Here is a 22,237-nt window from a genome sequence, read left to right as displayed (position 1 = left end):
CAAGTTACTTGATGCGATGCCAGTCGGCTGCGTTCCACAGTTCCGAATCCCAGGTGTTCAGAACCACACCGCCGAGGGTGTTGGAGTGCGCCGAGACACGACCACGGTCGACCAGCGGAAGGATGGTATAGCTTTCCTTGGTCAGCATGTCGTTCATCTTCTTGGCCAGCTCATAGCGCTTCTCGAGGTCAGAGGTGCGTGACAACTCGTCGATCAGGGCGTCATAGGCCGGATCACAGAAGCGGTTGATGTTCTCGCCCTGCCATTGCGAAGACGGCTTCGGCTCATTGCCGCAGCGGTACATCGACAGATAGGCCTGCGGATCGGTGCCATCAAAGTTGTTGGCATACATTTCCACGTCGGCATAGAACTTCTGGAAAGTGTCGGGCGAGCCGGGATCGCCACCGAAGAACACCGAAGCGTTCAGGTTGCGCAGTTCGGTTTCTACACCGATTTCGCTCCACCACTGCTTGATCAGGGCCTGAAAGTCCTGACGTACGGCGTTGGTCGAGGTCTGGTAGAGGATCGACAGGCGCACGCCGTCTTTCTCACGTACCCCATCCGAGCCACGGGCCCAGCCCGCTTCGTCCAGCAGTGCGTTGGCCCCTGCGATGTCTTGGGTCAGACAGTCGGTGTTGTCCGACGCATACACCGCCGGTCCGGGCACGAGGTTACAGGTCGGGCGACCGGCCTGACCATAGCCTACTTCAACCAGTAGGTTGCGGTCGATGGCCATCGACAGCGCCTTGCGCACGTTGATGTCCGACAGGAACGGGTGCGGATGCGCCACGGTCGACCGCTCGCCTTCCGGCAGGTCGGGCGACGGGTTGGTCATGTTCATTTCAAGACGCTCGACCAGCGAACCGAACGCTGCGATCGGCTTGCCCTTGCCGCCTTCGGCCATCTTGGCCAGCACGTCGGGCGCGAGTTGCAGGTTCCACGCATAGTCGAACTCACCGGTTTCCAGAACCGCGCGACCCGCTGCGGTGGCATCGCCGCCGCCCTTGAAGGTCAGGCTGGCAAAGGCCGGCTTGGCCGGATCACGGTAGTTCGGGTTGGCCGACATCGAGATCACGTCGTTCGGCTTGAACTCGTCCACGACAAACGGGCCAGTGCCGATGGGCGCAAAGTTCGCGTCGGTACATTCGGGGGCCTTGGCACCCATGCAATCCTTGAACTGTGCCATCTGGATGATCGGCGACTGGCCACCCATGAACGGGCCATAGGGGTTCGGCTTGGGTTCCGAGAAGTTCACCTTCACGGTCAGATCGTCGATGATCTCGACATTGTCGACACCGTCAAACTTGGCCAGCTGCGCACAGCCGCCCTCGGGATGCATACAGTAATCGGCGGTAAACTTGACGTCGGCCGAGGTCACGTCGCTGCCATCCGACCATTTCAGGCCCGACTTCAGCTTCCAGGTGATCGATTTCAGGTCTTCCGCTACGCCGCCGTTAGCGACGGTCGGTATTTCTTCGGCCAGATAGGGAACGAGGTTGCCGTTCGGGTCATAGCGGCCCAGCGGTTCGATCACCAGCGAGGCCGATTCGATGTCCTTGGTGCCGCCCGACAGGAACGGGTTCAGGATCGACGGCGCTTGCCAGTAGATGATGTTCACGTGGCCATCCGAGCCGCGTTCCGCCATGGCCGCCGGGGCCATCACGAACGCCGCTGCGGCGCCGAGCATGAGGGATTTCGCCTTCATTTTTCACTCCTTGTTGGGCACTTGCGTGCTAAATGCGGTGGCTTGCACGCCACTCGCGATTGATGTGCTTCAAGAGAACCAAACGACCTGCGGGCGCATGAAAACCATGCCTCCGGCCCGAACATCCCCTCTCAACTGATGCCATCACAGACCAAGGTTCAAAAAAAAGCAACCCTTCGTGACAGGGTGACCCGACGCCACGTCATGCGCAACGTCTCACCTGTTTGACAGTTGGGCGAACCTGTCGTTAGCGTCTTGGATGAGCGAACAGTTTAACAACGGGGTGTCATTGGCATGTTGGATAACGCGATTGCGTCCATCGAAAACCTGCGGGTCGAATTTGAAACCAAGAACGGCACCGTGGTCGGGGTCGAGGATGTTTCGTTCAAGGTCAACTCGGGTGAAACCGTTTGTATCGTTGGAGAATCCGGTTCGGGTAAATCGGTTTCGAGCCTCTCTTTGATGCGTCTGGTCGAATTCGGCGGCGGCAAGATCGCCGACGGGCGACTGATTTTTGATCGCAAGGGCGGAGAGGATCTCGACCTTGCCGGAACCGATCAGGATCTCATGCGCACGATTCGCGGCAACGAGATCGGCATGATCTTTCAAGAGCCGATGACCGCCCTCAATCCGGTGTTCACAGTCGGGCGCCAGTTGACCGAGGGACTGCGTTTGCACAAAAAAATGTCAAAGGACGACGCCGAGGCCCGCGCGCTGGAACTTTTGAAACAGGTCCGCATCCCCGAGCCTGAACGCCGCCTGAAACAATATCCCCATGAATTGTCCGGCGGGATGCGGCAGCGCGTGGTGATCGCCATGGCGATGGCCTGCGAACCGCGCCTGCTGATTGCCGATGAACCGACCACCGCGCTGGATGTGACGATCCAGGCGGAAATTCTGGCCCTGATGGACCGGCTGAAACGCGAAACCGGCACTGCGGTCATGTTCATCACCCATGACATGGCCGTGGTCGCGCAGATGGCCGACCGCGTTGTCGTAATGTTCCGCGGCAACAAGGTGGAAGAGGGCACTGTCGAAGACATTTTCGAGAACCCGCAGCACAACTATACCAAGGCGCTGCTCGCCGCCGTGCCGAAACTGGGAGAGATGACGGGCACCGATCTGCCCAGCCCGATGAAACTGTTCGGGCACGAGAACCAGAAGATCAAGCCCATTCCGGGCACGGATGAACCCATTCTGACCGTCAAGAACCTGACCACGCGCTTTCCGGTGCAGGGTGGGTTGTTGCGGCGCACCGTGGCCAATGTGCATGCGGTCGAGGACGTGTCCTTTACCGTGAACAAAGGGCAGACCCTTTCGCTGGTCGGGGAATCGGGTTGTGGCAAATCCACGGCGGGCCGGTCGATCCTGCGGCTTGTGGAGCCGCAGTCGGGGCATGTGGAATTTGACGGTTGTGATGTGTTGGGCTTGAACCAGAAAGACCTTCACAAGATCCGGCAGGACATGCAGATGATCTTTCAGGATCCCTTTGCATCGCTCAATCCCCAGATGGTTCTGATGGATCAGGTGTCGGAACCGATGCGCAACTATGGCACTCACAAGGGCAGCGAATTGCAGGACCGCGTGGCGATGCTGTTTGACCGCGTGGAACTGCCGCGCAGTTTCATGAAACGCTATCCGCATGAACTCTCGGGTGGGCAACGCCAGCGGATCGCGATTGCCCGCGCGCTTGCGCTGAACCCAAAGCTGATCGTCGCGGACGAGGCCGTCTCGGCGCTGGACGTATCGGTGCAGGCGCAGGTCCTGAACCTGATGATGGAGCTGCAGGCCGAGCTGGACCTGTCTTACCTGTTCATCAGCCATGACATGGCCGTGGTCGAACGTGTCAGCCACCATGTCGGGGTGATGTATCTGGGGCGGATCGTGGAAATCGGCCCCCGCCGCGAGGTGTTCGAGAACCCTCAGCACCCCTATACGCAAGCCCTGATGAAGGCCGTGCCCATCGCGGATCCGCGCCAGCGCAAATCCGAGAAGGATCTCAACTTCAAACCGATCCCGTCGCCGATCCATCCCATTGGCTATGAACCAGCCCCCAGCGAATACCGCGAAGTGTCGCCCGGGCACCGGATTCTCACCACCGACAGCGGATACTGACATGCCCGAAAAACTGAGCCCGAGGGCGATCCTCGACAAACTGGTGTCCTTTCCGACGGTCAGCCGGGACAGCAACCTGCCTCTGATCGACTGGGTCGAGTCCTATTTGAACGAGCACGGCATCACCGCGCACCGGCATTATGACGAAACCAACGACAAGGCAGCTCTGTTTGCCCATGTCGGACCGTGGGAAGAGGGCGGAGTGGTTCTGTCTGGGCACACCGATGTGGTGCCTGTCGACGGACAGCCCTGGGGTAGCGATCCTTTCGAAGTGGTTGAAAAGGATGGCAAACTCTACGGGCGCGGCACCTGTGACATGAAAGGATTCGACGCGCTGGCGATTTGGGCTCTGGTTCAGGGACAGTACAGCGACCTGAAACGCCCGCTGCAACTCGCGCTGAGCTATGACGAGGAAATCGGCTGTCTTGGCGCGCCACCCATGATCCGGGCGATGCAGCCTGTTCTGCCCAAGGCGTCGGCCGTGATCGTCGGCGAACCCTCGATGATGCAGGCGGTCAGCGGCCATAAGGGCGGCTTTGGATATCACCTGCACGTGCAGGGTTTCGAGGTGCATTCCTCGATCCTGCACACGGGCGTGAACGCCATTCTATACGGCGCCAAGATCATCGACTGGGTCAACCAGATGAACGCTGAAAGCATGGCCAAGACACCGGGCGAAGTGGCGGCCAAGTTCGATCCGCCTTTCACCACGGTGCATGTCGGCACAATCAAGGGCGGCACGGCCCATAACATCACCGCCAAGGATTGCTGGTTCGGGGTGGATTTCCGGGTCGTGCCCGGTGACGATCCCGAGGACTGGCGCGCGCGCTTCCTGACCAAGGTGGCCGAGGTCGAGGCCGAGATGCAGGCCGTGGTGCCGGAAACCAGGATTGCGCTGGAACAACGGTTCCAATTGCCCGGACTGGTCCCCGAGGAAAACGGCGAAGCAGAATCGATTGTGCGGCGCCTGACGGGTGACAATGGCAGCCATGTCGTGTCCTACGGCACCGAAGGTGGCCAGTTTCAGGAGGCAGGATATTCCGCCGTGATCTGTGGCCCAGGGGACATCGCGCAGGCCCACCAACCCAACGAATACCTTACGGTTCAGCAATTCGCTGCGGGCAAGTCGTTCATGGACCGATTGCTGACCATGTTGCAGGGATAGGACAAATGACGGCCTTTCCGATCACCATGGCCAACAGGCCCGAACACGCGGGGCCACTGCCCGACAGCGCGGACGTGGTGATCATCGGCGGGGGCGTGATCGGGGTGTTTGCGGCCTATTTCCTTGCCAAGAAAGGGCTTCGGCCGGTTGTGCTGGAAAAGGGGCGTATCGCGGGCGAACAGTCTTCGCGCAACTGGGGCTGGATCCGCCAGATGGGGCGCGATCTGGATGAGCTGCCGATCATGATCGAGGCGAACCGCCTCTGGCAGGAGATCGCCCCTGCGCTCGACCGGGATATCGGGCTGCAACGCTGCGGCCTGACCTATTTCGCCGAGACTGAAAGCGACACCCAACGCTATGAAGACTGGTTGGCCGAGGCGCGCCCGCATGGGGTGGACAGCGTGATCCTGTCCGCGCAAGAGGTAGCCGACAAGTTTCCCGGCATTTCGCGCCAGTACCGCGCCGCGCTGCACACGCCGTCGGACATGCGCGCCGAACCGTGGGTCACGGTGCCTGCTCTGGCACGGGCGGTGGTCGCCCTTGGGGGCGTAATCGTGGAAGACTGCGCCGCCCGTGTGCTCGACCGCAGCGGCGGCAAGGTCAGCGGGGTTGTCACGGCCAGGGGCGTGATCCGTACATCCGAGGTTATCGTCGCGGGGGGCGCATGGTCCTCTCTGTTCTTGCGCAACGAAGGCGTCTCGATCCCCCAGCTGTCGGTGCGCGCCACTGTGGTCGCAACCAACGCCTTGCCCGACATCCATCAGGGGGGCGCGACCGGATCGGACCTTGCCTTTCGCCGCAGACAGGATGGTGGGTACACGCTGGCCGCCTCCGGGTTTCACGAGACCTTCATCGGCCCCGACAGTTTTCGGCATTTCATGACCTATCTGCCGCAACTCGTCAGTCAGCCTTTTTCGCGTAATTACAAACCTTTCGCGCCCAAAGGTTATCCGGATGCATGGGGCACGCGCCGTCGCTGGCAGGGGGGGGACGTGACCCCGTTTGACCGGATGCCGATGCTGGACCCCGCGCCGAACCGGCGCAAGGTCGACCAGATCCGCGCCGCCTTTGAGGCGCTGTTTCCGGCCCTTGGCCGGGTCGAAGTGGCCGCCGCATGGGCCGGTATGATAGACGCGATGCCCGACGTGGTGCCGGTCGTGGACCGCGCCCCGCTTGCGGGCCTGTCGATTTGCACTGGCATGTGTGGGCACGGGTTCGGTATTGGCCCTGCCTTCGGGCGGATCATGGCCGATATGGTGACAGGGGGCGAGATCGGGCACGACCTGTCGCGTTTCCGCCTGTCGCGATTTACGGACGGGTCCAAACTGGTCATGGGACCGGATCTATAGAAACGCGAGGAGTAGGGGAAAGACATGCCGATCAAGAACAGCTTTGCCGAAATGCACGCCGAAATCACCGGCTGGCGCCGCCATTTGCACGCCAACCCCGAACTGATGTTCGACGTCGAACAGACAGCGGCTTTCGTGCAGGAACGCCTTGCGGAATTTGGCGTGGACGAGATCACGCCGGGCATCGGGCGCACGGGGGTCGTGGCGGTCATCAAGGGGCGCAGCAACCGCTCGGGCCGCGTCATCGGCTTGCGCGCCGATATGGATGCCCTGCCGATCACCGAGGCGACCGGTCTGGACTATGCCTCGACCGTGCCGGGCAAGATGCATGCCTGCGGCCATGACGGGCACACGTCGATGCTGCTTGGGGCGGCGAAATACCTTGCCGAAACCCGCAATTTCGATGGCACGGTCGTGTTGATCTTCCAGCCTGCCGAAGAAGGCGGCGGAGGTGGTCGCGAAATGTGCCGCGACGGGATGATGGACCGTTGGGGCATTCAGGAGGTTTATGGCCTGCATAACACGCCCGGCCTGCCGGTGGGGGAATTCGCCATTCGCCCCGGGCCTCTCATGGCGTCGGCGGACGAGTTCGAAATCGTCGTGACCGGGCGCGGGGGCCATGCCGCGGCCCCGCACGAGGCGGTTGATACAACCCTTGTTGCCGCTCAGATCGTGGTCTCCTTGCAAAGCATCGTGTCGCGCACCGTGAATCCGGTGAAACGGGTTGTCGTGACCGTGGGCACGTTCGAAACCGACAGCAACGCCTCGAATGTCATTGCCCACACGGTGCGGATGCGCGGTACGGTCCGTGTGCTTGACCCGGATTACCGTGCTGTCGCGGAAGAGCGCATTCGTGCGATTGCAGAACACACCGCGCTGGCCTTTGGAGCCCGCGCCGAGGTTACATGGGAAGAAGGCTATCCTGTAACAGTCAATTCCGAAGATCACACAGGGTACGCCGCCGACGCCGCGCGGGCCGTGGCCGGCACCGACAAGGTGATCGACGACACCGACCCGATCATGCCCGCCGAGGACTTTTCTTTCATGCTTGAAGAGCGTCCCGGTGCCTATATCTTCCTTGGGAATGGTGACACCGAGATGTGTCACCATCCCGCCTATCAGTTTGACGATAACGCGATTCCGGCCGGGTGTAGCTGGTTCGCGGAACTGGTCGAGCGGCGGATGCCGCTGGACTGACCCCCAACCAGAGAAGGAGCGAACCCCATGCCCGTCAAGAACCGCTTTGCAGAATTGCAGGCAGAAATCACCGAATGGCGCCGTGACATTCACGAAAACCCCGAAATTCTATTTGAAACCCACCGGACCTCGGCGCTGGTGGCGGAAAAGCTGCAGGCATTCGGCTGTGACGAGGTCGTGACCGGCATTGGACGCACCGGTGTTGTTGGTGTCATCAAGGGCAAGAGCGATACAAGCGGCAAAGTGATCGGTCTGCGCGCCGACATGGATGCGCTGCCGATTCTCGAGGCGACAGGGCTGGATTATGCCTCGAAGACGCCGGGCGCGATGCATGCCTGCGGCCATGACGGGCACACCGCCATGTTGCTGGGTGCTGCGAAATACCTTGCCGAAACCCGCAATTTCGACGGCACGGTCGTGGTGATCTTCCAGCCTGCCGAAGAAGGCGGCGGCGGCGGCAAGGAAATGTGCGATGACGGCATGATGGACCGCTGGAACATCCAGGAGGTTTACGGCATGCACAACTGGCCGGGCAAACCGGTGGGGTCTTTCGCGATCCGTCCGGGCGCATTCTTTGCCGCGACCGACACCTTCGACATCACGTTCGAGGGCAAGGGCGGCCACGCCGCCAAGCCGCAGGAAACCATCGACACCACCGTTATGACGGCGCAGGCGGTTCTGGCCCTACAGACCATTGCCAGCCGCAATGCCGACCCGGTGGACCAGGTCGTGGTGTCTGTCACGTCCTTCGAGACCTCGTCGCACGCCTTCAACGTGATCCCGCAGACCGTCGCGCTGAAAGGCACCGTGCGTACCATGAGCGCCGAAATGCGTGACCTTGCCGAGACACGCATCAAGGAAATCTGCGCTGGTGTGGCGGCGACCTATGGCGGCAGCGTAAACGTAGACTATCACCGCGGTTATCCTGTGATGGTGAATTCCGAGGAGCAGACCGCCTTTGCCGCGGATGTGGCACGCTCGGTTAGCGGCACCTGTGACGATGCTCCGCTGGTCATGGGCGGCGAGGATTTCGCCTTCATGCTGGAAGAGCGCCCCGGCGCCTATATCCTTGTCGGAAATGGCGATACGGCGATGGTGCACCATCCCGAATATAACTTTAACGATGAGGCCATTCCCGCCGGATGCAGCTGGTGGGCCGAGATCGTTGAACAGCGCATGCCTGCGGCGTGACCCGAGGGTGGGAGGAGGGGCGCTGCCCCTCTTGGCCCTGGCGGGCCAATTCACCCCGAGGTATTTGACCCAAGAAAAAGACCGGGGTGCGGCTGTGCCCCAGTCAGTTTTTGAGGGAAAGCAGCGTGTCCAGAATGCCCGCCCGGATATCGGTGGCGGCTTCGACAAAGCGTCTGGCTTTTTCCTGCAAGACCGGCAGTCGCGCGCTGTCGAACAGACCCGCCACCGTCAGGCCCAGGGCGGTGGCATCCTCGACCTCGATCGCAGCGTGCCGCGCGGCCATCGCGCCATAGGCCATGGCAAAATTGGCATAAAGCGGCCCATGCAGCACGGCACAGCCGAAATGGGCGGGCTCGTAAGGGTTGTGGCCGCCAACGGGTGTGAACGACCCGGCCACGCAGGCCATTGGCGCGAGATGATACCAGAGGCCCAGTTCGCCCAGAGTGTCCGCGAGGTAGATCTGGGTCGCGGGTGTGATCGGGGTACCTTGGCTGCGCCGCGCGACTGACCAGCCTTGACCCTGCAATAAGGTTTCCACTTCGTTACCGCGTTCAGGATGGCGTGGTACGAGGATCATCAGAGCGTCAGGGTGCTGGGCGGTGATGATCCCATGCGCCATGCTGGCGACCTCTTCTTCGCCGGGGTGGGTCGATGACATGACCCAGAGCGGGCGAGATCCCAGATTTTTTGTGAACAACGCCGCCTCTGCCGCATCAAACGCAAGCGGCGGGGCGGCGGCCTTCATATCCCCCGTGGTCGAGCAATGCGCGGGCGGGGCACCCAGTGGAATCAGTGCTGTGCGGGTGGTGTCGCTCTGGCACATGATCCGGTCAAAGCGTGTAAACAGCGCCATGGCCGTGCGTACCCGTTTGCCCCAGTTCTTCAAAGACTTTTCAGACAGGCGTGCATTCAATAGCACACGCGGAATGCCCCGCGTTTCGCAGGCGAGGATCTGGTTCGGCCAGATTTCGCTTTCGATAAAGACCGCCAGATCCGGCCGCCAATGATCCAGAAATCGTGCCGTAGCCTGCGGCGTATCGATGGGTGCGAATTGATGCAAGGCACCTTCAGGCAGGCGTTTCGCGGCCAGTTGCGCCGCTGTCGCGGTGGTGGTGGTCAACAGAACCGATTGTCCGGCGCGGACCATATCTTCGATCAGCCCCATCACCGACAGGGATTCCCCAACACTGACCGCATGCACCCAGATCAGGGGGCCGTCCGGACGGGGCTGCGCCGTGCGGCCCGCCCGTTCCGGCAAGCGCGCCATCGGCCCGCCTGTCGCCTCGAACCGCCGTCGCGCGGCGCGCAGGGCCAAGGGCGCGCCCACGGTTGTGAGCGCCTGATACAGGCGAATTGTCCACGTTAGGGGGGCAGGCGCCATCTCAGCCGCCGGTGTGGCTCATATGGCGGCTCATCTGGCCATCGACAGTCTGGCGGGAATAGTCGAAATCATGGCCCTTGGGTTTCAGGCGGATTGCGGCGCGGATTGCGTCTTCCAGCGCCCCGTCATCCTCGGACGCGCGCAGCGGCGCGCGCAGATCGGCCATGTCCTCTTGCCCAAGGCACATGAACAGTTGGCCGGTACAGGTCAGGCGCACGCGGTTGCAGCTTTCGCAGAAATTATGGGTAAGCGGCGTGATAAAGCCGATCTTCTGGCCCGTCTCTTCGAGGCGCACATAGCGCGCGGGGCCGCCTGTCCGCTCGGCCAGATCGGTCAGCGTATAATGCTCGCCAAGCCGCGCGCGCAGATCACTCAGCGCCCAATACTGGTCCAGACGGTCTTCGTTGCCCAGATCGCCCATCGGCATGACCTCGATCCAGGTCAGGTCCATGTCGCGGCTGGCGCACCACTGGGTCAGCGGAATGAGCTCGTCTTCGTTGAACCCTTTGAGCGCGACCGCGTTGATCTTGACCCGAAGCCCCGCTTTCTGAGCCGCGTCGATCCCCTTGAGCACCTGCGGCAGACGCCCCCAGCGGGTGATTTCGGCAAACTTGGCTTCGTCGATCGTGTCGAGCGAGATATTCACACGCCGCACACCCGCCGCGTAAAGCTGATCGGCGTATTTCTCAAGCTGCGAGCCATTGGTGGTGAGTGTCAGTTCCCTGAGTCGCCCGCTTTCAAGATGGCGGCTCATCGCGTTGAAAAAGGTCATGATCTCGCGGCGCACCAAGGGTTCCCCGCCGGTGATGCGCAGTTTTTGCACACCAAGATCGATGAACTTGGAACAGAGCCGATCCAGTTCTTCGAGCGTCAGAAGCTCTTTCTTGGGCAGAAAGGTCATGTTTTCCGCCATGCAATAAACACAGCGGAAATCGCAACGGTCGGTTACCGAGACGCGCAGGTAATTGACAGCGCGCTGGAAGGGGTCGATCAAGGGTGCAGTCATAAATGTATAGGTAGCCCCGGAAGGGCATGCGAGCAAGGGAGATTTGAAAATGAGCATTTCGAAAGCATGTTTTGGGCTGTCCCTTGCCTTGTGTCTCGCGGGCTGTGGGGCAGTGCCCAAGCTTGGCTCGGGCGCTGCGACCCCTGATACCACGGGTGCGAAGCCCTTGCCCGAAGGCACGGTCCGTCCTGTGGCACGCCCCGCCGAGGGTGACGCGGTGACGCCCGTCGCGGTTTCGGTGCCCAAAGGCGCCCTTGGGGTGACGGTGGCCTCTCTTGGCAATCCATCCGAAACGGGTCTCTGGCTGAAAACGCCCCTCGTGCCGGCAAAGACACGCGGGCGCCTGACCTATGGTGGACGCAGTCAGGAGGTGACGCTGATCCCGATCGAGGGCGAACGGTCCGCCGGATCCCGAATTTCGCTGGGGGCCATGCAGGCGCTGGGCATTCCGCTGACCGAACTTGCAGAAGTCGGCGTCGAGGCCCTGTAACGCGTCCCTTTCCTTCTTTCTTGGGAAAAATACCTCGGGGGAGTCGCGCAAATCCATTCGGATTTGGGCGGCGGGGGCAGCGCCCCCAAACACCTCATGCCTATCCGAGAAACTTTGACGACTCTTTGCGTGCAAACGGTTTCATCTTGGGGGCGTAGTCCTTGAGAAAGGCCTCGACCCGCGCCGGATCATGCTTGGAAAGGTCGCGCAGCCACCAGGCCACCGATTTCTGGATAAACCATTCAGGGTCCTCGACATAGCGCGCGGCCCAATCGAGCACGCGTTCACGCACGGCCAGTTCCTCGGGCTTGGGAAAGTTCTGCTTGGTCCAGGGCAGGGTGATGACCATGGCCGCGCGCCGGGTCCAGTGGCTGTCCGACCGGGTCCATGTCTCGACCTCGTCAATGCGCGACGGGTCGGCCACCAGCCGTTTTTGTCCTGCCATGCAGGCGTGATCGGCAATGGCCCAGCTATCAAAATCCGGCACCCAGGACACGATCAAATCCCAGGCGGCCTCGTCCGGGCGGATGCGTGCCTGCGTCAACAGCTTGGCGGCCGCGACCCGACCTTCGAAAATGTCTGTCTGCCACAGCTGCTCCGCCAGCGCGACGCGTTCGTCCACCGTCAGGGACTGCCGCCAGCCCTTGGTGATGTCGTTCAACGCGGGGTTCGGAATGCCAAGATAGCGGCGCGGCACCTTGTGATAGTCGAGCATGCCTTCTGCACGACCGGGTTCAATGAGGGCGTTCAGAGCCTCAAGCGCTTCATCAAGTGTCATCCGGGTCTCCGAGAATATCCGTGGGCAAGCCGTCAATCGTCCGCTGGTTCCGGTCCTGCCAATAGGTTGTGATGCCCTCGGTGCCGCGATCTTCGGTCCATTTGGCAAGGGTGTCGCGTTCCCCGACATGCTCGTAAAAGGGCACGGCATAGCCGCAAGAAGTCTGCACCATCTCGACGTGCACGTCATAGATCTGACGCGCACCGATGCTCTCGGGGAAAAGCCCATTCAGACCCTCAAACTCTGTATCGCGTGGATGCAGGGTGCGGGCGGTGCCATAGGCGCGCAGGATCATCGGGCGCTTTTCGAACCCGCACCACATCAGAGTGATCCGGTTGATCTGCTTCAGATGCCCTGCGGTCTCATTCCCGCTGCCGGTCAGGTTGCGCCAGACAATGCGGTTTGTGTCCAGCACCCTCAGGCTGTCCATGCCCTTGGGTGAGATATTGACCCGCCCGGATGATGCCGCAGTGCCCACGAAAAAGAGATGCTGGGCCTCGATGAAATCTCGATGCGCGTCCTCGATCCTGTCAAACTGTTTGGCCATTATTCCACAGTCACTGATTTGGCGAGGTTGCGCGGCTGGTCTACATCCGTGCCCTTGGCGACAGCGGTGTGATAGGCCAGAAGTTGTGCGGGGATCGCATAGAGGATGGGGGCAAGCACATCATCCACGGCGGGTAGGGTAACCACATCCCAGACGCCCTGCGCTCCCTCCGAAGCTCCGTCAGAATCCGTGATCAACAGCACCTTGCCATTGCGCGCCATGACCTCTTGCATATTGCTGACCGTCTTGTCGAACAGCCCGTCCTTGGGGGCCATCACCACCACGGGCACATGTTTGTCGATCAGGGCAATGGGACCGTGCTTCAGTTCGCCTGATGCATAAGCTTCGGCGTGTATATAGCTGATTTCTTTCAGTTTAAGGGCGCCTTCAAGAGCAAGTGGGTACATCAATCCGCGCCCTAGGAACAGGATGTCCCGCGCCTCGGCCAGTTTGCGGGCGGAAGCGCGCAACGCGCCTTCGCGTTCCAGTGCGGCGTTCAGAATACCCGGCAGCGTCTGCAATTCGCCCAGCGTCGCCGCGATCTCGCCTTCGGACATTTCCCCACGATCCGAGGCGGCCTTGAGCGCCAGCATCAACAGCACAGTCAGCTGGCAGGTAAATGCCTTGGTCGACGCGACGCCGATCTCGGTGCCCGCCAGGATGGGCAGGGCAAGGTCGCTTTCGCGTGCGATCGAGCTTTCGGGGACATTGACCACAGACACGATCTTGTCGGCCTTGCCTTCGCAATAGCGCAGCGCGGCCAGCGTGTCTGCAGTTTCGCCCGACTGGCTGACGAACAGAGCCAGCGTGCGCACCGGGATCGGCGGTTCGCGATAGCGGAACTCGGACGCGATGTCGATTTCAACCGGAATGCGGGCCAGTTGCTCGAACCAGTATTTCGCAGTCATGCAGGCGTAATAGGCGGTGCCGCAGGCCACCATGACAAGGCGGTCAATCCCCGCAAAGTCGATATCCGCGCCGGGCAGGGCTACCGATTTGCCGTCATTGGACAGATAATGCCGCACCGCTTCGCCGATCACGGTGGGCTGTTCCGCGATTTCCTTGGCCATGAAATGCTTGTGCCCGCCTTTGTCGATCTGGGCCTGGTCCATGTGGATTTGGCGCTTTTCGCGGTTGGCGATTTCTCCGGCCTCGTTGCGGATTTCCAGCGAATTGCGGGCCAGAACGGCGCTGTCGCCTTCCTCGAGATAGGTGATCTGATCGGTCATCTGGGCCAGCGCAATCGCATCAGACCCGACGAACATCTCGCCCTCGCCGTGGCCAATGGCCAGCGGTGATCCCTTGCGGGCGGCAAAGATCAGGTCTTCTTCGCCTTCGAACAGAAAGGCCAGTGCAAAGGCCCCTTCCAGACGCGACAGGGTTTTGCGTGCGGCGTCGACGGGGGCGAGCCCCTCGGACATATAGCGTTGCGTCATCAGCGCGACGGTTTCGGTGTCTGTCTCGGTCACAAAGCGGATGCCGGCCTCGGCCAGTTCGCTGCGCAGGTCGCGGAAGTTTTCGATGATGCCGTTATGGACCACGGCGACGGGGCCGGCCTGATGCGGGTGGGCGTTGTCGACCGACGGAGCGCCATGTGTGGCCCAGCGGGTATGGCCGATGCCGGATTTCCCCAGCAGCGGGTCATGCACCAGAAGGTCGGACAGGTTCACCAGCTTGCCGACGGCGCGGCGCCGGTCGAGGGTGCCGTTGTTGATCGTGGCGATCCCGGCGCTGTCATAGCCGCGATATTCCAGCCGTTTCAGTGCCTCGACAAGGATGGGTGCCGCTTCGTGGTTGCCAAGAACCCCTACAATTCCGCACATTATTCGACCCCCTTATCCCGTTTTTTCTTTTTAAGCTTTAACAATTCGAACATTTTGCTGGCCAGGCCCGGTTTGTTGACCTGTTTGGCCCGCGCTAGGGCCAGGGCATCGTCGGGTACGTTTGTCGTGATCACCGACCCGCTTGCCGTCATGGCCTTGTCACCGATGGTGACCGGTGCAACCAGCATGGTGTTCGACCCGATAAAGGCGTTCCGGCCAATCGTGGTTTTATGCTTCATCACGCCGTCATAGTTGCAGGTGATCGTACCCGCCCCGATATTGGTCTCTGCGCCGATGCTGGCGTCGCCGATATAGGTCAGGTGATTGACCTTGGCGCCTTCGTCCAGCACCGCGTTCTTGATTTCCACAAAGTTGCCGATGCGTACATCCTCGGCCAGTTCGGTGCCGGGGCGCAGGCGGGCATAGGGGCCGACCACGCCACCGCGCGACACATGGCATCCTTCAAGATGACTAAAAGCGCGAATGTGCGCGCCGCTTTCAACAGTCACACCGGGGCCGAAATAGACATTGGGTTCGATCACCGTGTCGCGTCCGATGACGGTATCGAAGCTGAGCATCACGGTTTCAGGCTGTTGTAAGGTGACGCCCATTTCCATCAGTTCGATGCGGGCGCGGGTCTGGAACACTGCCTCGGCCTGCGCGAGATGCAGGCGCGAATTGATGCCAAGGGTTTCGGCCTCGTCACAGGCGACCGCACTGACCGACAGACCCCGCGCACGGGCGATCCCGACAATGTCGGTGAGATAGTATTCGTCCTGTGCGTTGTTGGCCTCGATTTCGTCGATCAGCGCGTAAAGCGTTTTGCAATCCGCGAGCATTACGCCGCTATTACAGAAGGTTATGGTGCGCTGTTCATCTGTCGCATCGGCGTATTCCACGATCGATTCAAGCTGGTCTCCGTGCATGACAAGGCGGCCGTATTTGCCCGGGTCTGTCGCGTCAAAGCCCAGCACAACCACTGCGTTTTCACCGCGCGCGGCAACCATGCGTTCCAGCGTTTCGGGCTGCACGAAGGGCGTGTCGCCAAACAACACGATCACGTCCCCGTCGAAATCGGCCAGCGCGGCGCGTGCGGCATCCACCGCATGGGCGGTGCCCTTTTGTTCTGCCTGCAACACGACGGACGCATCGGGGTCATGGGCTTCGACTGCGGCCTTCACGTCGTCAAACCCGTGGCCTGCGACAATCACCGTGCGTGCAGGTGACAGCGGGGCGCCCGATTGCATCGCGTGGATCAGCATCGGTGCGTTGGCGATCTGATGCAGAACCTTGGGCATTTCCGAGTTCATCCGCGTGCCTTTGCCTGCGGCAAGGATGACGAGTGCAGTGCTCATGCGTGTTTTCTCTTTGTATTTGTTGTTGGCCCGTTTTATCCGTTCACGGCACCGGCGCAAGTCCGGGCCCCATCAAAAGGCGTTACGCAGTGTAACAGCGATGGGCGAATTTGTGCCATATCGGGCAGGAGGACAGCATGCGCACGGTCGTATTTGATCTGGACGGAACCCTCGCGGATACCAGCGGCGATCTTCTGGCGGCGGCCAATACCTGTTTTCGGGCAATGGGGCACGGGGATGTTTTGTCGGTCGCAACTGATGCAGGCACGGCACTGCGTGGGGGCAAGGCGATGCTGACGCTGGGGCTGACCCGGCTCGGGCGGATGGATGCCGCGGTGGTCGAGGCCTACTACCCGATGCTGCTTGAGGCCTATGGCGCGGCGCTGGATCATCACACGGTGCTGTATCCCGGCGCGATGGATGCAGTCGGGGCGCTGCGCGATCTTGGTTATGGGGTCGGCATTTGCACCAACAAGCCCGAGGCACTGGCGGAAAAGTTGATGGTATCGCTGGGCGCGCGCACGGCCTTTGGCGCGCTGGTGGGCGCGGACACCCTGCCTGTGCGCAAGCCTGATCCCGAACCCCTGTTCGAGACCGCGCGCCGCCTGGGGGGGGATCCTGCCAAGACCGTGCTGATCGGGGACAGCGACACCGACCGCAACACGGCACGCGCGGCGGGTGTGCCCTCGGTTCTGGTTACCTTCGGCCCCAGCGGCGAGGACATGGCGGCGCTGAAGCCTGAAGCCCTGCTGCATGATTATGCCGACCTGCCGGACATTGTTCAGGGTTTGATCGGCCGCAACAGCTGATCGGTGAGCGTGGAGAGGGGGGTTTGATCCAGTCCCCGCAGGCTATTTTCAAGCGCGGTGGCGCGGGTAATGCCCAGAACCGGATCGGCCAGCCCGTGAAACTTGGCCCGCAAGTCCCCTTCGCTTGGCGGGGCGGTGGCATCCCATCTTGGTTCACACCAGTCGCCTTCAAGGCGGGATCCGTCCTGCAAGGTCAGCGTGACGCGCGCATAGCGACGGGTCGGGAATGCGTCGTTGGCATGGGCATCCTCGACCATCTTGATGGCCTCCGAGAGGCGCAGCACCTCTGGATCTTCTAACGCCGCACCGGTCAGGTGCTCGGGGCGCACGTCGCCATGCACCAGCGCAACGGCCACAGGGAAAGAGGTCGAATATTGCGCCGCATCGCCCGCATCCGGGCGCCGGGTGGCAAGGCGGATGGATTCGTGGAAGGTGTGGATGTCGATCCCGGTAATGGCCGAGTGCGGCACGCTATGGGCCCGTTGCAGCGCCAGCGCGCCTTCGATCGGGGCCTGTGCCCAACGGCAGACCGGGTAGGGTTTGTAGTATTGTTCAAGAATATACCAGCGCGCGCCCAGATCGGCCCAGTGCTCGGGCGCCTGTTCCACGGTCAGGGCGGGCGCGCCGGTAAAGCCCCGCGCGGCAAGACGGGCTGCCGAAAGGCCGGTCATCGCGCCCCAACCCGCCCCGTCCTTGAGCATGGTGGGAAAGTCGATGCAGCGCATCATCTGGCTGCGGGGGCCGTGATACTCGGCGATCCCCAGTGCGTGGCGGGTGGTGTGGCGATCCAGTCCCATCAGGCGCGCCGACGCGGCCGCGGCGGCAACCGCGCCCCAACTGCCCGAGGTGTGATAGTCGGGGCAGGTGGCGTGCTGGGCCATGGCGGTACGCGCGCCGATCTCGTAACCGACGACGACTGCTTCGAGAAAGGCGCGCCCGCTTGCTCCGCCGTCGAGGGCTGCCATCAGCGCGGCGGGCACCATCGGGGCCGCGATATGGCCCTTGGCGGGATTGAACCCGTCATGCCCGTCCAGCGAGTCGATGACCATGCCTGCGGCCAGCGCGCCGCCAAGGGCGCTGGCGGGGCGTCCGTCAAACAAGAGCGGGATCGTGCCACCATAGTCGGCGTGGGCGTGGTCGCGGATGATCTGGGAGGTCGGGCTCCCGAACCCGCCTGCCGCGACGCCAAAAAGGTCCAGAAGGTTCAGCCCGGCCTGATGCCTGACTTCTGATGGCAGGCTGTCCCAGTTCAGCGCGTGCACGAAATCCAGTGCGTCTGTCATGTGTTTGTCCTCCGGCTGGGGGCAAGCCTAGCAGCAGGGCAGAGGGAATAAGGTCTGTTTGCGACATGATCCGCGCGCAGGACAGGGCGTTTTTGCGCCTGAAGCGTCGCCGGGGGCGTTGACCTGCCCGGGCGAAGCGGCCAAACCTTCCCTCATGACAGAGAGATTCACCGGCAGTTTCACACAGCAGGAACCCATCCCGGAAGAGGGCATCGAAGCCGCGCTGCGCGTGCTGCAAAGCGGGCGCCTACATCGCTATAACGTCGAGGCGGGCGAAGAGGGCGAGGTTGCGCTTCTGGAGCAGGAATTCGCAGCCCATGTGGGTGCGAAATACTGTCTGGCCGTTGCGTCAGGCGGCTATGCGCTGGCCACGGCACTGCGGGCGCTTGGGGTCGCGCCGGGGGACAGGGTGCTGACCAATGCTTTCACGCTGGCACCGGTGCCGGGCGCGATTTCCAGTGTTGGGGCGGTGCCGGTCTTCGTCGGTGTGACCGAAGGCCTTGTCATTGATCTTGAGGATCTTGAGGCCAAGCTGGACCAGTCGAATGTGCTGATGTTGTCGCATATGCGGGGGCATTTGTGTGACATGGACCGGCTGATGGAGATGTGCGACGCCCATGACGTGCATGTGATCGAGGATTGCGCCCATACGATGGGGGCGAAATGGGGCGACACCCCGTCGGGGCGGCACGGGGTTATGGCCTGTTATTCGACCCAGACCTATAAACATGTCAATTCGGGCGAGGGTGGGTTGCTGATCTCGGATGATGACGCGCTGATGGCGCGGGCGATCATGTTGTCGGGGTCCTATATGCTGTATGAACGCCACCTGGCGCGGCCGCCGGCCGAAGCATTCGAGGCGGTTAAATACCAGACGCCGAATATTTCAGGGCGGATGGATCATCTGCGCGCCGCGATCCTGCGCCCGCAATTGCGTGATCTTGACCGGCAGGTTGAGCGCTGGAATGACCGTTACCGGATTGTTGAAGAGGCTCTTCGCGGCACGCCCGGGTTGACGCTGGTCGAGCGGCCCGAACAGGAAACCTATGTGGGCTCGTCCATCCAGTTTTTGTTGCTGGATTGGGACCCTGCGCAGATCGGCGCGGTTCTGGAACGGTGCGCGGCGCGGGGGGTCGAGTTGAAATGGTTCGGCGGGCCCGAGCCGGTGGCCTTTACCTCGCGCTATGATTCCTGGCGCTATGCCCCCTCTGTGCCGATGCCCGCCACCGACCGCGTGCTGGCCGGGATCATCGACATGCGCCTGCCTTTGACCTTTTCGCTTGAGGATTGCGTCCTGATTGCACGGATTATCCGCACCGAGGTGGGGGCGGTCTGGCAAGGGGGGTAAGGGGCGCTGCCCCTCTTGACGCCTGTGGCGCCAATTCACCCCGAGGTATTTGACCCAAGAAAAAGCCGGGGCGGGGTTATGGCTTTTCAAGGCGGGTGTAGATCCATGCGCCGAGCGCCAGCAGGGCGTAAAGCAACAGGACAAAGCCCAGTTGTAGTGGAGCGTGATGGGCCTCGAACCAGAGGATCAGGGCCGCGCCGGTGGCGAGCCCTGCAATGGCGAGCAGGGTCATGGCCGGGTGGGCCTCGGTCTTGTGGCGATGTACATGGTTGGCCCAGGCCATCAGGATCGACACCAGCAGGAAGGTAATCGAGCCGAATTCGAGGATCAGGCGCAGGTCGCCGATCAGGATCAGCAGGCAGGCAAATCCGGCCATCGAGAGGACGGCTGCGCGCGGAATGCCGCGCGGGCGGGGCGCCATCCAGCGCGGGAAGAACCCGTCGCGGGCAATCACCGACATCAGGCGGGACGCGCCGAACAGGGTGCCGGAAATCGCGCTCATCGTGGCCAGCAGCGCGCCTGCGATCACCAGCTGGGTGCCGATGGGACCGAGGATGTTGCCCGCGCCTGCCGCAAGCGCGTGTTCCTGGTTGGCGATGATGTCTTCGAACGGGATTGCCAGCACCGCGCCGATGGCGATCACCACATAGACCAGCGTGGCCAGACCGACCGACGTATAAATCGCGCGCGGGATGTTGTGTTCGGGGCGGGCCATGTCGTCCATGGCGTGGATCACCAGCTGGAAGCCTTCGTAGGCGACAAAGGTCACTGCCGAGATTGTGAGGATACCCATCAGGGGCAGGCTGCCGCCCTCGGGCAAAAGGTCGGGCAGGCCGGACGAGGCGCTGCCCCAGAGCACGCCGGCCACGATCAGGAGAATCACGATCTTGCTATAGACCAGCAGATCCTCGATCCGGCCCATGCCCTTGGTGGACCAGATGTTGATCAGCGCAAAGGCCGCGATGATGCCCCAGGCCACCAGTTTGCGCAGCCAGGGGTCGTCTGAAAAGGGCGCGATGGCATAGGAGGCAAAGGTGAAGGCATAAAGGGCGATGGTTGAGATGTAGCCGAACACCACCCACCAGCCGATCAGGGCCGCCGAGAAGTCGTGGCCCGGGAAGCTGCGCTTGTAAAAGGCATAAGTGGCGCCTTCGTCACGGTAGAAAAGCGCAAGCTTTACATAGGAGTAGGCGGCCAAAGCCGCAATGCCACCGCCGAGTGCGATGGCCAGTGGAGTCCAGACGCCGATGGTGGCCACGCTGAGGCCGAGCACGGTAAAGATCCCGCCGCCCACCATCCCGCCAAGCGCGATGGCGATCAGTTCGGCAAGGCCGAGAGGCGGGGCATTGGCGGGGCGGTCAGGGCGCATCAGGGGGCCGTAGTTCTACGTGGGGCGGAATAAGTCTTGATCGGATTTGTGACATGACGTAGTTTAATGAACAAGCGTTCAATAATGGGAGTGTTTGAGCGATGTTCATGCACACGATGAATTTTGATCTTGGTGAAGACGTCAACGCAATGCGCGAAATGGTGCACCGTTTCGCACAGGAGCGAATCAAGCCTATGGCGGCTGAGGTCGACGAGAAAAACGAGTTTCCGAACGAGCTTTGGAAAGAGTTCGGCGATCTGGGGCTGCTGGGCATCACCACGCCCGAAGAATATGGCGGGGCGGGTATGTCCTATCTGGCGCATGTGATTGCGGTCGAGGAAATCGCCCGCGCATCGGCGTCGATCTCGCTGTCTTATGGCGCGCATTCGAACCTTTGCGTCAACCAGATCAAGCTTAACGGCAACGAAGAGCAAAAGCAGAAATACCTGCCCGGCCTGATTTCGGGCGAACATGTGGGTGCACTGGCCATGTCGGAACCCTCTGCCGGGTCGGACGTCGTGTCGATGAAACTGCGTGCCGAGAAGAAAAACGACCGGTTCATCCTGAACGGCAACAAGTACTGGATCACCAACGGTCCGGATGCCGACACTCTGGTGGTCTATGCCAAGACCGATCCCGATGCGGGCCCGCGTGGCATCACGGCGTTCATCATCGAGAAATCCATGGCCGGGTTCTCGACCAGCCCGCATTTCGACAAGCTGGGGATGCGCGGGTCGAACACGGCCGAACTGATCTTTGAAAATGTCGAGGTGCCCTACGAGAACATCCTTGGCGAAGAGGGCAAAGGCGTTGCGGTCCTGATGTCGGGTCTGGATTACGAGCGCGTCGTTCTGGCAGGGATCGGGACAGGTATCATGGCGGCCTGTCTGGATGAGGTCATGCCCTACATGGTCGAGCGCGAACAGTTCGGCAAACCGATCGGGTCGTTCCAGCTGATGCAGGGCAAGATCGCCGACATGTATACCAAGATGAACTCGGCCCGCGCCTATGTGTATGAGGCGGCCAAGGCCTGTGACCGGGGCGAGATCACCCGTCAGGACGCGGCGGCCTGCTGTCTATACGCGTCGGAGGAAGCGATGGTCGTGGCGCACCAGGCTGTGCAGGCCTTTGGTGGGGCCGGATACCTGAGCGACAACCCCGTGGGCCGGATCTTCCGCGATGCCAAGTTGATGGAAATCGGGGCGGGCACGTCGGAAATTCGCCGGATGTTGATCGGCCGCGAAATGATGGCCAAGCAGTCAGGCTAAACGAAAAGCCCGTGTGTCCGAGGGGCACACGGGCTTGCGCATGAATTCGGTCGGGCCA

At 61.8% G+C, this 22,237-nt stretch carries 18 protein-coding genes; 9 read left to right on the top strand and 9 right to left on the bottom strand.

What is annotated here, in order from left to right; genetic code table 11:
- Nucleotides 1–4: 4 nt before the first annotated feature.
- On the bottom strand, nt 5–1,705 hold the full coding sequence (locus tag WNE31_RS05685) for a peptide ABC transporter substrate-binding protein (RefSeq protein ID WP_349978731.1): 1,701 nt from the start codon (nt 1,703–1,705) through the stop codon (nt 5–7).
- Between the two features lie 294 nt (nt 1,706–1,999).
- On the opposite strand from WNE31_RS05685, the gene WNE31_RS05680 reads away from it, so the two are divergent.
- Genes WNE31_RS05680 through WNE31_RS05660 form a run of 5 tightly spaced genes read left to right on the top strand, consistent with a single transcriptional unit; the run spans nt 2,000 to nt 8,722 of the window.
- Complete coding sequence (locus WNE31_RS05680; protein ID WP_349978730.1) at nt 2,000–3,820, top strand: ABC transporter ATP-binding protein; 1,821 nt, start codon at nt 2,000–2,002, stop codon at nt 3,818–3,820.
- Nucleotide 3,821: 1 nt separating this feature from the next.
- Nucleotides 3,822–4,985, top strand: a complete 1,164-nt coding sequence (gene argE, locus WNE31_RS05675; RefSeq protein ID WP_349978729.1) for an acetylornithine deacetylase — start codon at nt 3,822–3,824, stop codon at nt 4,983–4,985.
- A gap of 5 nt (nt 4,986–4,990) precedes the next feature.
- Entirely contained in the window at nt 4,991–6,334 is a 1,344-nt protein-coding gene (locus tag WNE31_RS05670; protein WP_349978728.1) for an NAD(P)/FAD-dependent oxidoreductase, read from the top strand.
- 24 nt (nt 6,335–6,358) lie between these two features.
- Nucleotides 6,359–7,531, top strand: coding sequence for a M20 aminoacylase family protein (locus tag WNE31_RS05665; protein WP_349978727.1), 1,173 nt, complete (start codon nt 6,359–6,361; stop codon nt 7,529–7,531).
- Nucleotides 7,532–7,558: 27 nt separating this feature from the next.
- On the top strand, nt 7,559–8,722 hold the full coding sequence (locus WNE31_RS05660) for a M20 aminoacylase family protein (RefSeq protein WP_349978726.1): 1,164 nt from the start codon (nt 7,559–7,561) through the stop codon (nt 8,720–8,722).
- A 103-nt stretch (nt 8,723–8,825) separates the two neighbouring features.
- Here WNE31_RS05660 and WNE31_RS05655 read toward each other — a convergent pair whose 3' ends face one another.
- Both WNE31_RS05655 and moaA read right to left on the bottom strand, forming a co-directional pair.
- Entirely contained in the window at nt 8,826–10,103 is a 1,278-nt protein-coding gene (locus WNE31_RS05655; protein ID WP_349978725.1) for a 3-deoxy-D-manno-octulosonic acid transferase, read from the bottom strand.
- 1 nt (nt 10,104) lies between these two features.
- Complete coding sequence (gene moaA / locus WNE31_RS05650) at nt 10,105–11,109, bottom strand: GTP 3',8-cyclase MoaA (protein ID WP_349978724.1); 1,005 nt, start codon at nt 11,107–11,109, stop codon at nt 10,105–10,107.
- Between the two features lie 49 nt (nt 11,110–11,158).
- Between moaA and WNE31_RS05645 the strand changes: the two genes are divergently transcribed.
- The gene (locus WNE31_RS05645; protein WP_349978723.1) at nt 11,159–11,599 is read left to right on the top strand and encodes a hypothetical protein; all 441 of its coding nucleotides are present in this window, start codon (nt 11,159–11,161) and stop codon (nt 11,597–11,599) included.
- Nucleotides 11,600–11,699: 100 nt separating this feature from the next.
- Here WNE31_RS05645 and WNE31_RS05640 read toward each other — a convergent pair whose 3' ends face one another.
- From WNE31_RS05640 to glmU, 4 genes are read right to left on the bottom strand one after another with little or no spacing between them, the layout of a single operon-like run.
- Entirely contained in the window at nt 11,700–12,377 is a 678-nt protein-coding gene (locus WNE31_RS05640; RefSeq protein WP_349978722.1) for a DNA alkylation repair protein, read from the bottom strand.
- Nucleotides 12,367–12,924 (bottom strand): pyridoxamine 5'-phosphate oxidase family protein, encoded by a 558-nt coding sequence (locus WNE31_RS05635; RefSeq protein ID WP_349978721.1) that lies wholly within the window; start codon nt 12,922–12,924, stop codon nt 12,367–12,369. The genes WNE31_RS05640 and WNE31_RS05635 overlap by 11 nt, the downstream gene beginning before the upstream one ends.
- Nucleotides 12,924–14,747, bottom strand: a complete 1,824-nt coding sequence (gene glmS / locus WNE31_RS05630; RefSeq protein ID WP_349978720.1) for a glutamine--fructose-6-phosphate transaminase (isomerizing) — start codon at nt 14,745–14,747, stop codon at nt 12,924–12,926. The genes WNE31_RS05635 and glmS overlap by 1 nt, the downstream gene beginning before the upstream one ends.
- The gene (gene glmU / locus WNE31_RS05625) at nt 14,747–16,102 is read right to left on the bottom strand and encodes a bifunctional UDP-N-acetylglucosamine diphosphorylase/glucosamine-1-phosphate N-acetyltransferase GlmU (protein ID WP_349978719.1); all 1,356 of its coding nucleotides are present in this window, start codon (nt 16,100–16,102) and stop codon (nt 14,747–14,749) included. Before glmU ends, glmS begins: the two co-directional genes overlap by 1 nt.
- A 137-nt stretch (nt 16,103–16,239) precedes the next feature.
- Here glmU and WNE31_RS05620 point away from each other — a divergent pair, with 137 nt between their 5' ends.
- Nucleotides 16,240–16,911: an HAD-IA family hydrolase gene (locus WNE31_RS05620; protein WP_349978718.1), complete on the top strand. Its 672-nt coding sequence runs from the start codon at nt 16,240–16,242 to the stop codon at nt 16,909–16,911.
- Here the strand turns inward: WNE31_RS05620 and WNE31_RS05615 are convergent.
- Complete coding sequence (locus WNE31_RS05615; RefSeq protein WP_349978717.1) at nt 16,884–18,194, bottom strand: MmgE/PrpD family protein; 1,311 nt, start codon at nt 18,192–18,194, stop codon at nt 16,884–16,886. The two genes, WNE31_RS05620 and WNE31_RS05615, sit on opposite strands and share 28 nt — an antisense overlap.
- Before the next feature lie 154 nt (nt 18,195–18,348).
- Between WNE31_RS05615 and WNE31_RS05610 the strand changes: the two genes are divergently transcribed.
- Nucleotides 18,349–19,542, top strand: a complete 1,194-nt coding sequence (locus WNE31_RS05610) for a DegT/DnrJ/EryC1/StrS family aminotransferase (protein WP_349978716.1) — start codon at nt 18,349–18,351, stop codon at nt 19,540–19,542.
- A gap of 76 nt (nt 19,543–19,618) precedes the next feature.
- Here the strand turns inward: WNE31_RS05610 and WNE31_RS05605 are convergent, their stop codons facing one another.
- Nucleotides 19,619–20,911, bottom strand: a complete 1,293-nt coding sequence (locus WNE31_RS05605) for an APC family permease (protein ID WP_349978715.1) — start codon at nt 20,909–20,911, stop codon at nt 19,619–19,621.
- A gap of 101 nt (nt 20,912–21,012) precedes the next feature.
- Here WNE31_RS05605 and WNE31_RS05600 point away from each other — a divergent pair, with 101 nt between their 5' ends.
- Nucleotides 21,013–22,179: an isovaleryl-CoA dehydrogenase gene (locus WNE31_RS05600; protein ID WP_349978714.1), complete on the top strand. Its 1,167-nt coding sequence runs from the start codon at nt 21,013–21,015 to the stop codon at nt 22,177–22,179.
- Nucleotides 22,180–22,237 lie beyond the last annotated feature (58 nt).

Origin of the sequence: Shimia fortis (assembly GCF_040225985.1) — a bacterium.
Taxonomy (GTDB): Bacteria; Pseudomonadota; Alphaproteobacteria; order Rhodobacterales; family Rhodobacteraceae; genus Shimia.
The sequence above is the reverse complement of the archived record's forward strand: the minus strand, read 5'-3'. Positions and strand labels throughout refer to the sequence as shown.

Excerpts from the sequence above, each read along its gene's own strand:
- WNE31_RS05660 (WP_349978726.1), top strand. The coding sequence starts at position 7,559 with ATGCCCGTCAAGAACCGCTTTGCAGAATTGCAGGCAGAAATCACCGAA.
- argE (WP_349978729.1), top strand. The coding sequence starts at position 3,822 with ATGCCCGAAAAACTGAGCCCGAGGGCGATCCTCGACAAACTGGTGTCC.
- WNE31_RS05620 (WP_349978718.1), top strand. The coding sequence starts at position 16,240 with ATGCGCACGGTCGTATTTGATCTGGACGGAACCCTCGCGGATACCAGC.
- glmS (WP_349978720.1), bottom strand. The coding sequence starts at position 14,747 with ATGTGCGGAATTGTAGGGGTTCTTGGCAACCACGAAGCGGCACCCATC.
- WNE31_RS05615 (WP_349978717.1), bottom strand. The coding sequence starts at position 18,194 with ATGACAGACGCACTGGATTTCGTGCACGCGCTGAACTGGGACAGCCTG.
- moaA (WP_349978724.1), bottom strand. The coding sequence starts at position 11,109 with ATGACTGCACCCTTGATCGACCCCTTCCAGCGCGCTGTCAATTACCTG.
- WNE31_RS05665 (WP_349978727.1), top strand. The coding sequence starts at position 6,359 with ATGCCGATCAAGAACAGCTTTGCCGAAATGCACGCCGAAATCACCGGC.
- WNE31_RS05645 (WP_349978723.1), top strand. The coding sequence starts at position 11,159 with ATGAGCATTTCGAAAGCATGTTTTGGGCTGTCCCTTGCCTTGTGTCTC.
- WNE31_RS05670 (WP_349978728.1), top strand. The coding sequence starts at position 4,991 with ATGACGGCCTTTCCGATCACCATGGCCAACAGGCCCGAACACGCGGGG.
- WNE31_RS05635 (WP_349978721.1), bottom strand. The coding sequence starts at position 12,924 with ATGGCCAAACAGTTTGACAGGATCGAGGACGCGCATCGAGATTTCATC.
- WNE31_RS05680 (WP_349978730.1), top strand. The coding sequence starts at position 2,000 with ATGTTGGATAACGCGATTGCGTCCATCGAAAACCTGCGGGTCGAATTT.
- WNE31_RS05640 (WP_349978722.1), bottom strand. The coding sequence starts at position 12,377 with ATGACACTTGATGAAGCGCTTGAGGCTCTGAACGCCCTCATTGAACCC.
- WNE31_RS05685 (WP_349978731.1), bottom strand. The coding sequence starts at position 1,705 with ATGAAGGCGAAATCCCTCATGCTCGGCGCCGCAGCGGCGTTCGTGATG.
- WNE31_RS05605 (WP_349978715.1), bottom strand. The coding sequence starts at position 20,911 with ATGCGCCCTGACCGCCCCGCCAATGCCCCGCCTCTCGGCCTTGCCGAA.
- WNE31_RS05600 (WP_349978714.1), top strand. The coding sequence starts at position 21,013 with ATGTTCATGCACACGATGAATTTTGATCTTGGTGAAGACGTCAACGCA.
- WNE31_RS05610 (WP_349978716.1), top strand. The coding sequence starts at position 18,349 with ATGACAGAGAGATTCACCGGCAGTTTCACACAGCAGGAACCCATCCCG.
- WNE31_RS05655 (WP_349978725.1), bottom strand. The coding sequence starts at position 10,103 with ATGGCGCCTGCCCCCCTAACGTGGACAATTCGCCTGTATCAGGCGCTC.
- glmU (WP_349978719.1), bottom strand. The coding sequence starts at position 16,102 with ATGAGCACTGCACTCGTCATCCTTGCCGCAGGCAAAGGCACGCGGATG.